Consider the following 12320-nt stretch of genomic DNA (forward strand, 5'->3'; position numbering starts at 1 on the left):
AGCTGAGGTGTACCGGGGCCCACTTCGGGCAACAGGACCGACCATGGGTGGACCGGTCAGGAACGGCGTGCAACTGCTCGGCGAGCGATATCGGCTCGTCGAGCAGTTGGGTGCGGGCGGCATGTCGGTCGTCTGGCGCGGCTACGACGAGGTGCTGGGCCGCCAGGTGGCGGTCAAGGTGCTGGCCTCGCGGCTGGCCAGCGACAAGGCGTTCCGGCACCGGATCCGGGTGGAGGCGCAGGCCGCCGCGCGGCTGTGCCACCCCAACATCACCAACGTGTACGACTACGGCGAGTCCGTGCAGGTCGGCCTGACCGTGCCGTACGTGGTGATGGAGCTGGTCGACGGCGGTCCGCTCAGCGGGCGGCTCGGCCGCGACGGGCAGCTTCCCTGGCGGGAGGCCATGACCATCGGCGCGGAGGTCGCCTCGGCGCTGGCCGCCGCGCACGCCCGCGGTGTGGTGCACCGGGACGTGACCCCGGGCAACGTGATGCTGACCCCGACCGGCGTGAAGGTCGTCGACTTCGGCATCTCGGCGCTGGTGGGGGAGAGCGACAAGGGGCCGGACGGCGCGCTGCTCGGCACGCCCGCGTACCTGGCGCCGGAGCGGCTGGACAACGGCCACGTCTCGCCGGCCACCGACGTGTACGCGGTCGGGCTGCTGCTCTACCGGATGCTCACCGGCCGCCTGCCGTGGCAGGCCAGCACCACCACCGAGATGCTGCGCGCCCACATGTACCGCGACCCCGACCCGATGCCCGCGGTGCCGGGGCTGCCCGAGCCGGTCGCCTCGCTCGTGCAGCGGTGCCTGGCCAAGCGCCCCGAGGACCGCCCGGCGACCGCCGAGGTGGCCCGTACGCTCGCCGAGGCGGCGGGTATCGCGGCGATCGTGCCGGTGTCGCCGGCGTTCGGCCGGATGGACCCGGCGCTCGCCGAGAACGCCGGCACCACGATCCTGCCGTGGTCGGCGGAGACCGACGCGCTGCCGTTCTCGGTGGTGCGTACCCGTACCAGGCGGGCGGTGGCGCGGCGGCGCAAGGTGGAGGCCGGAGTGGCCGCCGTCGGCCTGGTCGCGGTGACCGCCACCCTGTGGGGGCTGACGTCGCGGAGCCCGGCCAGCGGCGGGGTGGAGCCGACCGAGGCGCGGATGAGCCTGCCCGAGACGATCCCGTGCGCTGTCGACTACTCGCTGCGCCGCGACACCGGCAAGGACTTCTCCGCCGAGCTGACGCTCACCAACACCAGCGACCGGGAACTGCGCGGCTGGACCATGAACTTCACGTTCCCCGGCAAGCAGACGGTCACCACGGCCCAGCCCACGGCACGTCAGGTGGGGCGTACCGTCTCGATCGCCGCACCGGCGACGGACCCGGCGCTGGCCCCCGGCGCGTCGACGAAGCTGACGCTGGCCGGCCGCTACACCGGGAGCAACACGCTGCCTGTCGAGTTCACGCTCGGCGACAGCACCTGCGGCGTGCAGGTCTCCGGCATCGCCGGCTCGGCGCCGACCACCGCGCCGCCGGTGAAGACGCCGGTCAAGCCGGCCACCAAGACCACCGCCAAGAGCGGGCCGGCGAAGGCCAAACCGGCGCCGGCGAAACCGAAGCCCAAGGCCGCGCCGAAGCCCAAGGGCAAGGAGAACGGCAAGGGAAAAGCAAAGTAGACCGGCCGAAGGGGGGGTGGGCACGGCAAGGGCAAGGGTCCGAAGAAGGGCTGACAGGCGAGACCTGTCGTCAGGTCGGCGCCGTCGTCAGGTCAGCGCGGAGAAGCGCTGCACCTGGGTGATGGCGCCCTCCACGATGAGCACGCTGTCCGCCTGCAGCACCGTGTCCGGCCCGGCATAACGGAACGGCTGCCCGGACTGCTTCTCGCCCACCACCATGACGCCGTACCGGTCCTGCGGTGCGATGTCGCGCAGTGACCGCCCGACCAGCGGCGCGGGCACCTTGACCTTGGCGATGGCGAAGTCGTCGTCGAACTCGATGAAGTCGAGCATCCGGCTGACGATCAGGTGCGCCACCCGCTCGCCGGTCTCCGCCTCGGGGAAGACCACGTGGTGCGCGCCGACCGAGTGCAGGATCTTCGCGTGCTTCTCCGAGGTGGCCCGCGCCCAGATCTGCTCGATCCCCAGCTCGGCCAGCGCCAGTACGGTGAGCACGCTCGCCTCCAGCGACGCCCCGATCGCGACCACGACCCGGCGGAAGTCCGCCAGCCCGAGCTGGCGCAGCACCACCTCCTCGGTGCTGTCCGCCTGCACCACCCGGTCGAGTTCGGCCGACCAGTGCTGGACCCGGGCCGGGTCGCGGTCGATCGCCAGCACCTCGTAACCGAGACGGGACAGGGACTCCGCCAGGCGCGTGCCGAACCGGCCCAGGCCGATCACCGCGATGCCTGTCTCCTCCGGATGTCTAGCCGACAATGGGTTGCTCCTCCGGGTAGCGGTACAGCCGTCGACGGGTGTTCAACGCGATGGCCGAGCCGAGGGTGAGCGGCCCGACCCGGCCGATGTACATGAGCGCGGTCAGCACGTACTGACCCGGCGGGGAGAGCTGCCCGGACACCCCGACGGTCAGACCGGTCGTGCTGAACGCGGAGGTGACCTCGAACAACGCGGCCGAGAACGACACGTGCGAGGTCAGCGCGATCAGGCCGACGGTTCCCCCGGCCACGAGCGCCACGCTCAGCAGCGCCACGGTCAGCGCCTGCCGCTGGCTCGCCGCCGCCACCCGGCGGCGCCCGACAGTGGTGTCCGGCTCGCCCCGCAGCTCGGCCCAGATGGCGAAGCCGAGCAGGAAGAACGTGGAGACCTTGATGCCGCCGGCGGTGCTGGCGCTGCCGCCGCCGATGAACATCAGGCCGATCAGCATCGGGTAGCTCTCGTCGGTGAGGTGCCCGACGTTGATCACGTCGAAGCCGCCGGTACGGCTCAACGCGATCTGCGTGAACGACGCCAGCAGCTTGCCCGGCACGTCGAAGGTGCCGATCGTGAACGGGTTGGTCCACTCGGCCATCAGCAGGTAGGCGACGCCGAAGACGGTCAGCACCACGCTGCCCCACACGGTCAGCTTCGTGGCGACCGCCCAGCGCGCCGGCTGCCGCCACTCGCGTACCGCCTCGAACAGCGCCGGGAAGCCCAGCCCGCCGATGATCGCGCCGATGCTGAGCGGCAGCGCCACCCAGCCGTCCCGGGAGAACGCGATCAGGCCGTCGGAGTAGAGCGCGAAGCCGCCGTTGTTGAACGCCTGGACCGAGTGGAACACCGCCGACCAGAGCGCCCGGCCCGGCCGGTAGTCGTACGCCAGGAACAGGCGCGTGGCGATCACCGCCGTCATCAGGGCCTCGGTCGCGAAGACGGTCGCCGCGATGCGCAGCAGCAGCCGGCGTACGTCGCCGAGGCCGAACTCGGCGGTCTCCGCCTGCACGAGCAGCCGGTTACGCAGGCCGAGCTGGCGGGAGACCGCCAGGATCACCAGCGACGCCCCGGTCAGGATGCCCAGACCGCCGAGCTGCGTCAGCACGGTGATCATCACGAGCCCGAACCCGTTCCAGTAGTTCGGCGTGTCGGTCACCGCCAACCCGGTCACCGACACCGCCGACGTGGACGTGAACAGCGCGGTGACGAACGGGGTGTACCGCTGCTCGTTGGTGGCCCAGGGCAGCATGAGCAGACCGGTGCCGACCAGGATCACCGCCAGGAACCCCAACGGCACCAGCCGTACGGGCTTCCGGAGCAGGCGGCGCATCCCGTCATCTTCCGTCCGGAGATTCACCGGCAGGTCAGGAACCGACCAACTGGCGGTCAACCACGACCGGTCTGCTGTGCGTACCCATCGACGACAGGAGACGGCGTTGCGACGTACCCTTTCCACCCTCGGCGTGGCCGGCGCGCTGCTCGCGGCGGCCGCTGTGGTGGTGCCGGCCGTGGCCGCCCAGGCCGGCCCGGACCACCGCGCCGAGCGTGCCCCCGCGGCCCAGCGGCCGATCGTGATCGGCCACCGCGGCGCGAGCGGCTACCGCCCGGAGCACACCCTGGAGGCCTACCGGCTCGCCATCCGCCAGGGCGCCGACTTCATCGAGCCGGACCTGGTCTCGACCAAGGACGGCGTCCTGGTCGCGCGGCACGAGAACGAGATCTCCGGTACGACAGACGTGGCCGCCCGCCCCGAATTCGCCGGCCGCAAGGCGACGAAGACCATCGACGGGGTCACCGTCACCGGCTGGTTCACCGAGGACTTCACGCTGGCCGAGCTGAAGACGCTGCGGGCCAAGGAGCGGCTGCCCCAGGTGCGGGTCGCGAACACCGCGTTCGACGGCAGGTTCGAGATCCCGACGTTCCAGGAGGTCATCGACCTGGCGCGGGCCGAGTCGAAGGCCCGGGGCCGGACCATCGGCGTCTACCCGGAGACCAAGCACCCCACCTACTTCGCCTCGATCGGCCGCCCGCTGGAGGAGCCGCTGGTGGCGGTGCTGCGCCGCAACCGGCTCACCCACCGCGCCGACCCGGTGTTCGTCCAGAGCTTCGAGACCGCCAACCTGCGCAAGCTCGACAAGATGATCGACGTACGGCTGGTGCAGCTCATGGACGCGAGCGGCGCGCCCTACGACTTCGTCGCGGGCGGAGACAAGCGGACCTACGCGGATCTGGCCACGCCCGCGGGACTTGCCTGGATCTCCCGGTACGCCGACGGCGTGGGCCTGAACAAGAACCTGATCGTGCCCCGGGACTCCGCCGGCCGGCTGCTCGCGCCGACCTCGGTGATCCGCGACGCGCACCGGCAGAAGCTGGTGGTGCACGCGTGGACGTTCCGGGCCGAGAACCAGTTCCTGCCTGCGGACTTCCGCATCGGCACCGACCCGAACGCGCGTGGTGACATCACGTCCGAGTACGAGCTGTTCCTCGACCTGGGCCTGGACGGCGTGTTCAGCGACCACCCCGACACGGCGGTGGCCGCCCGAGCCGGCCGCTGACCCTGCTCCGCTGAAAAACGGGGTGCTCGCCGTTCCGGCGGGCACCCCGTCCGCGCTTTCCCCGGTTCCGGTCGCGCTCGGCCGCCCCCGAGATCTTGGTACGAAACGGCCCCTCCAAGGGCCATTCCGTACCAAGATCTCGCCCCGCTTCGTCGATCTTGAAGTTGTGGCACCTCACAGAGCGCCCGAATCCGAACATCCTGGGCGCCACAACTCCAAGATCGGCGGTGGCGGGCGGTGGTCGGCGGTGGTGGGCGGGGCTTGTCGCGCGGGGCGGGCGCCACTTCGGGGAAGTGGCTGCTTCCGGGCGCGATGATGCCGCCACTTCGGCGTAGTGGAGTTGATCAGCTCGGGGGTTCGGCTACGTACGTGCCGCGGCCGGGCTGGCCGGTGATCAGCTCGCGATCGTGCAGCAACGACATCGCACGGTAGGCCGTGTTCATGTGGACGCCGTAGGTCTCGGCGAGTTCACGGGTCGAGGGCAGTCTGTCGCCGGGCTTCAGGTCGCCGCTCTTGATCTTCGCGGCGATGTCGTTGGCGATACGGCGGAACGGTGCTTCAGCTGTGGGCATGGTGGGGACTCCGGTTGGTTCGGCGAATCCGATCCTGCCCTACCTGCACAAGTAACTGCAACAAGTTGCCCAGCACGTCGAGAATGGAGGCTCGCGCATAACCAGATACTGGTGTAGGTTGAGTCGCGTCCGGCTCCGGTTGGTTCGGCAAACCTCGGGAGTCGGACCCGGATTGGGCTCCGGGGTCGTACCGCCGAACGGGCTGCGGTCTCGGGGTCGGCGGCCCGCCCGCGTCCCCTGTCTGCGGGCGGGCCGCCTCCACGGCTCGGTGAGGAGGATCGGCGTGCGCAACGTGCTCAACCTGTTTCAGCCGACCCGGCGACGTGGCAAGGGGCGGCAGCCGAACGAGGGCTGGTACCGCTCGGAGTCGTGCCGGCCGCTGAGCGTCGGGCAGATCCGCGAGCGGCGGTTCCGCACCGTGCGGCACGGGCTCGACCCGGCGGAGGTGCACGCCTTCCTCTACCGGGTGGCGGGTGACCTGGCGCTGGCCCGGCGCGACGCGTCCCGCTACGCCGAGGAGAACACGCGCATCAAGGCGGCGCTCAAGAGCTGGCAGTCCCGGTTCACACCGGGTACGCAGCGGTGAGCCGGGAGCGGTTCGTCGTACACCTGCCGGTGCTCGCGGCCGACCTCGACGGCGCGCGGGGGTTCGCGCGGGCCATCTGCCGGGCGCTCGGGTTCCTGGCCGACGTGGAGCGCGCCGGGACCACCGTGTCACGGGAGGACGAGCAGTCCGTACGCCACTGGGTCTGGTGTGACCGCCCGCGCGACGGTGGGCGGCGGTGCGCTCGGGCGGCCGACCACGACGGGGAGTGCGGCGGGCGGTGACCGGCGCGCGATGGCGTGGGACGACATTGCCGGCGAGGTGCGCGTGGTGGGGGCGGCCATCCCGGGTCGGTGCGGTTACGTGGCGATGTCCGGCGTTGTAACGTGCGGCCATCCCGTCACAGGTACTTGTGTGCGCCGACCACATAGCCCGTGGGTGACGTCACTTCTAGCGTGAGCCGACAACTGACATTCCCCCTGTCCTCACCTGGAGTCGCAATGACGATCCGGCACACGCGACGGGTGTTCCTTACCGCCGCCACCTCGGTGGCGGTCGCTCTGGCCGCCACGGCCTGTGGCAGCCCGCAGGACACCGCATCCGGCGGCGGCGACGCCGCCCCGGTCAAGGTCGGTCTGGTCTACTCCCAGTCCGGGCCGCTCGCCAGCTACGGCAAGCAGTACATCGAGGGTTTCAAGGCGGGCCTCGACTTCGCCACCAAGGGCACCGGCAAGGTCGGTGACCGCACGATCGAGGTGACCGAGGCCGACGACGCGGGCGACCCGGCCAAGGCCGTGTCCGCCGCGAAGGACCTGATCGGCAAGGGTACGAAGATCATCGCGGGGTCCACCTCCTCCGGGGTGGCGCTCCAGGTGGCGCCGATCGCCGCGCAGAACAAGGTGCTGTTCATCTCCGGCCCGGCCGCCACCGACGCGGTGACCGGCGCGAACAAGTACACGTTCCGTTCCGGCCGGCAGTCGTGGCAGGACGTGGTGACCGCCCGGTCGTTCATCGGCGACGCGGGCGGCAAGAAGGTCGTCGTGTTCGCGCAGGACGGCGCGTTCGGCGACGCCAACGAGGCCGCCGTGAAGGCCGTCATCGGCGGTGCGGGCGCGAACGTGAGCAGCGTCCGGGCCCCGGCCAGCGCCACCGAGTTCACGCCGTTCGCCAGCCAGATCAAGGCCGCCAAGCCGGACCTGCTCTTCGTCGCCTGGGCGGGCACCACCGCCGGTGCCATGTGGCAGACGCTCGACCAGCAGGGCGTCCTCGCCTCGACCACTGTCGTCACCGGCCTGGACATCCGTGCCTCGTGGCCGACGTTCGGCGCGGCCGGCAGCAAGATCTCGTTCCTGTCGCACTACTTCGACGGCGCCAGCGACACCGAGGCCGCCAAGGCCGCGAAGGCGAAGGTGCCGGGCGGCACGCTCGACCTGTTCCACCCGGACGGGTTCGCCGCCGCGCAGATGGTCGTCCGGGCCGTGCAGGAGGGCGGCGACGACGTGGAGAAGATGATCAAGGCGCTTGAGGGCTGGGAGTTCGAGGGCGTCAAGGGCACCATGAAGATCCGCGCCGAGGACCACGCCCTGCTCCAGCCGATGTACCAGGCCAAGCTCTCCGGCAGCGGCACCGCCTTCACGGCGACCGCGCAGAAGTCGCTCACCGGTGACGAGAGCGCGCCGCCCGTCGCGCAGATGAAGGGCTGACCCGTGCTCGCCACCCGCGGTCTGACCTGGCGGATCGGTGAGGTCGCCATCGTCGACTCCGTCTACCTCGATCTGGCGCCGGGGGAGTTCCTCGGCGTGATCGGGCCCAACGGCGCCGGCAAGACCTCCCTGTTCAACCTGATCACCGGCCTGCGCCGGCCCACCGAGGGCACGGTCCTGCTGGACGGCGCGGACATCACCGCGCTTCCGCCGCACCGGCGTGCCCGGCTCGGACTGGGGCGTACCTTCCAGGCGTCCTCGGTCTTCGGCTCGCTGAGCGTGCGGGAGAACGTCCGGCTCGCCGTACAGGCACACCGGGGTGGCTCGATGAAGCTGTGGCGGCGGGCGGCGGCCGACCGGGAGGTGGCCGCCGCCGCCGACGCGGCGCTCGACCGGGTCGGCCTGCACCACAGGGGTACGGCGCTCGCCGGCACCCTGGCCCACGGCGAGAAGCGCAAGCTGGAGATCGCGCTGCTGCTCGCCGGTGAACCCCGCGTGATGCTGCTGGACGAGCCGATGGCCGGGGTGAGCGCCGAGGACGTGCCCGAGCTGGTCAGCGTGATTAAGTCATTGACCGGCGACAGCGGCCGGGCGGTGCTCATGGTGGAACACCACATGGACGTGATCCTGGAACTGGCCGACCGGATCGCCGTGATGCACCACGGCGCGCTGCTGGCGTGCGACACCCCGGACACGGTGATGGCGAACGCCACCGTGCAGGAGGCGTACCTGGGGGAGGCGCTCTAAATGACCGAACCTGTCCTGTCCGTGGCGGACCTGTCCGTGCGGATCGCCGGGCTGCACATCCTCCAGGGCGTGTCGTTCGAGGTCGCGCCGACCGGCGTGACGGTGCTGCTCGGACGCAACGGCGTTGGCAAGACCACCACGTTGCGCGCGATCGTCGGGCTGACGCCGCGCGGCGGCGAGGTGCGCGGCAGCGTACGCATGGGGGCGCGGAGCCTGCTCGCCCGCCCCACCCACCGGCTGGTCCGCGACGGCCTCGGCTACGTGCCGGAGGACCGCTGCGTCTTCGCCGCGCTCACCGTCGCGGAGAACCTGCGGCTCGCCGAACGGCGGGGTGTCACGCCCGCGTACGACAAGGTCTTCTCGCTCTTCCCCGAGCTGGAGCGGCGCGGACGGCAACGGGCCGGCTCGCTGTCCGGCGGGCAGCAGCAGATGCTCGCGATCGGCCGGGTGCTGCTGAACGACAACCGGCTGCTGCTGGTCGACGAGCCGACGAAAGGGCTGGCCCCGAAGGTGGTGACCGAGGTGGCCGAGGTGCTGGAACGGGTGGCGGAATCCGTGCCGGTGCTGCTGGTCGAGCAGAACCTGGCGGTGGTACGGCGGCTGGCGACCGACGCGGTGGTGCTCTCCGCCGGGAAGGTCGCCTGGACCGGCGACGCCCAGGAACTGCTGCTGGAGACCGCGCTGACGAAGTCGTTGCTCGGTGTGGGTTCGGCGGAGGTGCACTCGTGAACACAGTGGTTCTGCTGACGCTGACCGGGCTGGGCCTGGCGGCGCTGTACTTCCTCGTGGCCTCCGGCCTGTCCCTCGTCTTCGGCCTCGCCGACGTGCTCAACTTCGCGCACGGGCTGTTCCTCGGCGTGGGCGCGTACGCGACCTGGTGGGCGGCGGGCAACCTGCCCGGCGCCGGGCCGGACGGGTTCGGCTTCGTGCTGGCTGTCGTCTTCGGCGTGCTGGCCGGTTCGCTCGTCGCGGTGCTCGTGGAGCTGGTGCTGATCCGGCCGCTGTACTCCCGCACCATCGAGCAGGTGCTCGTCACCGTCGGCCTGTCGCTGGCCGGGGTGGCGCTGCTCCAGGCCACCTGGGGTGCGGATCCGCGGCCGTTCCCGCGTCCGGACTGGAGCCGGGGCGTCACCTCGGTGCTCGGCGCCCAGGTGCCGAACGCCGGGCTGCTGCTGATCGTCGCCGCCGCTGTGGTGCTCGGGGCGCTGCTGGCGTTCCTGCGCTGGACCCGGTACGGCCTGATCATCCGGGCCGGCGTGGAGAACCGGGAGATGGTGACGGCGCTCGGCATCGACGTGCGCAAGGCGTTCACGCTGGTCTTCGCGATCGGCGGGGCCGCCGCCGCGCTTGCCGGCGCGCTCGGTGGCGTCTACTTCGGGACCGTCTCACCGGGGCAGGGCGGCTCGCTGCTGATCTTCGCCTTCATCGTGGTGGTGATCGGCGGGATGGGCTCGGTGGTCGGGTCCGCGTACGCGGCGGTCGCGGTGGGGCTGCTGCAACAGTTCGTCAACTACTACGGCACGTCCGGGCTGGGCGACCTGTGCGTGGTCGGTCTGCTCGCCGTGGTGCTGCTGCTGCGTCCGCAGGGCCTGGCCGGAAAGGTGGCTCACGCATGACCGAGGTCAAGAGCGCCGAGGCGCCGGCACCCCCGGCGGCGGTACCGGACGAGCTGAGCCCGGGCCGCGCCCGCTGGCACGGGCTGCGCCCGTACCTGCCGCTGGTGGCGCTGGTGGTGGCGGCGATCCTGCCGTACTCCACACTGCACCTGCCGGGCATCTTCGAGGGGCCGCTGAACTCGCCGGGCACGCTGCAACTGCTCGCCATCTGCCTGGTCTTCGGCGGGCTCGCGGCCGGGTACGACCTGCTGTTCGGGCGTACCGGCATGCTCTCCTTCGGGCACGCCCTCTACTTCGCCGCCGGGGTGTACGGCACCGACATCCTGGTCACCAAGGCCGGGCTGCCGCTGTGGCAGGCCGCCGTGCTCACGGTGATCGGCGGGACCACGCTCGCCGCGCTGCTCGGCGCGGTGGCCCTGCGCACGGTGGGCATCGCGTTCGCCATGGTGACGCTGGCGTTCGCGCAGGTCGGGGCGATCCTGGTGGCCCGCGACTTCGGCGGTCTCACCGGCGGCGAAGAGGGTTTGCCGCTGGACGTCTCCGGGCTGCCGTCGGCGCTGGTGGGCGTCACCAACACGGTGAACCTGTACTGGCTGGCGCTGGCGTACCTGGCCATCGTGGTCCTCGTGGTGCACCGGGTCAGCGCCTCGCCGACCGGGCGGGTGCTCGCCGGGCTGCGCGACGACGAGCGGCGGATCGGGGTGCTGGGGCTCGACCCGTACCGGTTCAAGCTCGTCGCGTTCACGCTGGCCGGCGGTCTCGCGTCGGCCGGCGGGGTGGTCTACGTGCTGATCGTCGGCGGCGCCAGCCCGCACATCACCTCGTCGGAGCTGACGCTGTCGCTGCTGGTCATGGTGGTGCTCGGCGGCCCCGGCACGCGGTGGGGGCCGGTGCTGGGCGGCGTCCTCTACATGTACCTCGACCACCGGCTCACCGCGTTCGGCAGCAGCGACGCGGTGAACAGCCTGCCCGCGTTCCTCAGCCACCCGCTGAGCCAGCCCTTGTTCGTCCTGGGCACTGTGTTCATCCTGGCCGTCTACTTCTTCCCCGGCGGCCTGGCCAGCCTGCGCTCCCGCGTAACCCCCCTCCTGACCGCCCTCCGCCGCTCCCGCTGACCCCCGCTGACCCCCGCCCCGGCGATCATGAAGTTGACGGCACGACACGCCGTGTCCGGCCGCGCCAACTTCATGATCGACCGGGGCGACGTGCTCGGCCGCTGACACGCGGATGGGGCGGCGGCCCCCCGTGTGGCCACCGCCCCTCGCACGTCCGTCGTGGTCAGCCGTTGAGCATCTCGTACGCCGACGCCGGCGCCTTCTGCACCTGCGCCCCGGTCGGTGCGCTGAGCTTCGGCGCCTTGCCGAAGTCGTAGTACTTGGCGACCAGCTTCATCGCCTTCTTCTTGCCCGCGGCCGGCACGTCCAGGGTCAGCGACGTGAGGTTCCCGTCCGGCCCGACCACAGCCGTGAACGGCACCTTCTTCGCCGCGTCACCGAGCGCGTCCACGTCCACGGTGCTGAAGTTCTCGCGGATGTCGGCGTTCGCGGTCAGGTCGGCGAACCCGCCGTACGTGCCGTTGCCCCGGTCCTCGACCGTCTCCGCGGTCCGGATCACCGCGGCCGTGTTGGCCGGGTCGGCGTTCTGGTAGACCGGCACGTCGGAGGCGTCGTCGAGCTTGGTGCGGTCCAGGAGCATCCAGCGCTTCGGCAGCTTCATGATGTCGTGCAGACCGGGGATGCCGGTGAGCTTGACCCGGACCCAGATGTCCTCCTCGATCACCCGGAAGGTCATCGCCATGGTGAACTCCGGGTCCTTGATCTTCTCCGACATGGACAACTCGAGGCCCTGCGCCGCCGGGTCGACCACCCCGTCGAACTTCTCCGCGCCCTCGATGGTGGAGAACCGGAAGGCCGGGTCCTTCTCGTCCGGCACGGCGGCCAGCAGCGCGGCCTTCGGGTCGGCCGACGGGCTGGGCGCCGCTCCGGTGCCCTCGGAGGCGTCGCCGGTTCCGCACCCCGCGGACAGGACGGTGGTGGCCAGCACGGCCGTCGCGAGAGCCGCGATCCGCCGGAGGCTCGCGGCGGAACCGATTCGCTGCGTCATGGTGTTCGACTCGCTTTCCCAGGTGATTGTTGCCGGGGAAGTATCGCCAGCCGTCACGGCGTTCCCG

Annotated in this window: 13 protein-coding genes; 9 read left to right on the forward strand and 4 right to left on the reverse strand. The window is 71.3% G+C overall.

Annotated features, from left to right (window positions below):
- The first annotated feature begins 43 nt into the window (after positions 1 to 43).
- Positions 44 to 1663, forward strand: a complete 1620-nt coding sequence (locus FB455_RS16095) for a serine/threonine-protein kinase (RefSeq protein ID WP_013475180.1) — start codon at positions 44 to 46, stop codon at positions 1661 to 1663.
- 87 nt (positions 1664 to 1750) lie between these two features.
- On the opposite strand, the gene FB455_RS16100 is transcribed toward FB455_RS16095, so the two are convergent.
- The gene (locus FB455_RS16100; protein WP_013288711.1) at positions 1751 to 2419 is read right to left on the reverse strand and encodes a potassium channel family protein; all 669 of its coding nucleotides are present in this window, start codon (positions 2417 to 2419) and stop codon (positions 1751 to 1753) included.
- The gene (locus FB455_RS16105) at positions 2409 to 3743 is read right to left on the reverse strand and encodes a potassium transporter TrkG (RefSeq protein WP_145753896.1); all 1335 of its coding nucleotides are present in this window, start codon (positions 3741 to 3743) and stop codon (positions 2409 to 2411) included. Before FB455_RS16105 ends, FB455_RS16100 begins: the two co-directional genes overlap by 11 nt.
- Positions 3744 to 3849: 106 nt before the next feature.
- On the opposite strand from FB455_RS16105, the gene FB455_RS16110 reads away from it, so the two are divergent.
- Positions 3850 to 4968: a glycerophosphodiester phosphodiesterase gene (locus FB455_RS16110; RefSeq protein ID WP_071097686.1), complete on the forward strand. Its 1119-nt coding sequence runs from the start codon at positions 3850 to 3852 to the stop codon at positions 4966 to 4968.
- Between the two features lie 344 nt (positions 4969 to 5312).
- Here the strand turns inward: FB455_RS16110 and FB455_RS16115 are convergent, their stop codons facing one another.
- Positions 5313 to 5540 (reverse strand): GntR family transcriptional regulator, encoded by a 228-nt coding sequence (locus FB455_RS16115; protein ID WP_030269238.1) that lies wholly within the window; start codon positions 5538 to 5540, stop codon positions 5313 to 5315.
- Positions 5541 to 5823: 283 nt separating this feature from the next.
- On the opposite strand from FB455_RS16115, the gene FB455_RS16120 reads away from it, so the two are divergent.
- The 7 genes from FB455_RS16120 to FB455_RS16150 all read left to right on the forward strand — a co-directional run bounded on the left by FB455_RS16120 (position 5824) and on the right by FB455_RS16150 (position 11265).
- Positions 5824 to 6126 (forward strand): DivIVA domain-containing protein, encoded by a 303-nt coding sequence (locus tag FB455_RS16120; RefSeq protein ID WP_030269240.1) that lies wholly within the window; start codon positions 5824 to 5826, stop codon positions 6124 to 6126.
- Positions 6123 to 6368, forward strand: a complete 246-nt coding sequence (locus FB455_RS16125; RefSeq protein WP_064446649.1) for a hypothetical protein — start codon at positions 6123 to 6125, stop codon at positions 6366 to 6368. The genes FB455_RS16120 and FB455_RS16125 overlap by 4 nt, the downstream gene beginning before the upstream one ends.
- A gap of 216 nt (positions 6369 to 6584) precedes the next feature.
- The gene (locus FB455_RS16130) at positions 6585 to 7787 is read left to right on the forward strand and encodes a substrate-binding domain-containing protein (RefSeq protein WP_013288707.1); all 1203 of its coding nucleotides are present in this window, start codon (positions 6585 to 6587) and stop codon (positions 7785 to 7787) included.
- Positions 7788 to 7790: 3 nt separating this feature from the next.
- The gene (locus FB455_RS16135; RefSeq protein ID WP_013288706.1) at positions 7791 to 8534 is read left to right on the forward strand and encodes an ABC transporter ATP-binding protein; all 744 of its coding nucleotides are present in this window, start codon (positions 7791 to 7793) and stop codon (positions 8532 to 8534) included.
- On the forward strand, positions 8535 to 9263 hold the full coding sequence (locus FB455_RS16140; protein WP_013288705.1) for an ABC transporter ATP-binding protein: 729 nt from the start codon (positions 8535 to 8537) through the stop codon (positions 9261 to 9263).
- The gene (locus FB455_RS16145; RefSeq protein WP_013288704.1) at positions 9260 to 10150 is read left to right on the forward strand and encodes a branched-chain amino acid ABC transporter permease; all 891 of its coding nucleotides are present in this window, start codon (positions 9260 to 9262) and stop codon (positions 10148 to 10150) included. Before FB455_RS16140 ends, FB455_RS16145 begins: the two co-directional genes overlap by 4 nt.
- A complete protein-coding gene (locus FB455_RS16150; protein ID WP_114918872.1) occupies positions 10147 to 11265 on the forward strand; it encodes a branched-chain amino acid ABC transporter permease in 1119 nt (372 codons plus the stop codon). Before FB455_RS16145 ends, FB455_RS16150 begins: the two co-directional genes overlap by 4 nt.
- 163 nt (positions 11266 to 11428) lie before the next feature.
- On the opposite strand, the gene FB455_RS16155 is transcribed toward FB455_RS16150, so the two are convergent.
- On the reverse strand, positions 11429 to 12253 hold the full coding sequence (locus FB455_RS16155) for a hypothetical protein (RefSeq protein ID WP_013288702.1): 825 nt from the start codon (positions 12251 to 12253) through the stop codon (positions 11429 to 11431).
- Between the last annotated feature and the right edge of the window lie 67 nt (positions 12254 to 12320).

This window comes from Micromonospora sp. CNZ296 (assembly GCF_007827635.1).

What these genes read in the sequence shown, in the direction of transcription:
- FB455_RS16095 (WP_013475180.1), top strand. Translation starts at nt 44, where the DNA reads ATGGGTGGACCGGTCAGGAACGGCGTGCAACTGCTCGGCGAGCGATAT.
- FB455_RS16105 (WP_145753896.1), bottom strand. Translation starts at nt 3,743, where the DNA reads ATGCGCCGCCTGCTCCGGAAGCCCGTACGGCTGGTGCCGTTGGGGTTC.
- FB455_RS16115 (WP_030269238.1), bottom strand. Translation starts at nt 5,540, where the DNA reads ATGCCCACAGCTGAAGCACCGTTCCGCCGTATCGCCAACGACATCGCC.
- FB455_RS16130 (WP_013288707.1), top strand. Translation starts at nt 6,585, where the DNA reads ATGACGATCCGGCACACGCGACGGGTGTTCCTTACCGCCGCCACCTCG.
- FB455_RS16140 (WP_013288705.1), top strand. Translation starts at nt 8,535, where the DNA reads ATGACCGAACCTGTCCTGTCCGTGGCGGACCTGTCCGTGCGGATCGCC.
- FB455_RS16150 (WP_114918872.1), top strand. Translation starts at nt 10,147, where the DNA reads ATGACCGAGGTCAAGAGCGCCGAGGCGCCGGCACCCCCGGCGGCGGTA.
- FB455_RS16155 (WP_013288702.1), bottom strand. Translation starts at nt 12,253, where the DNA reads ATGACGCAGCGAATCGGTTCCGCCGCGAGCCTCCGGCGGATCGCGGCT.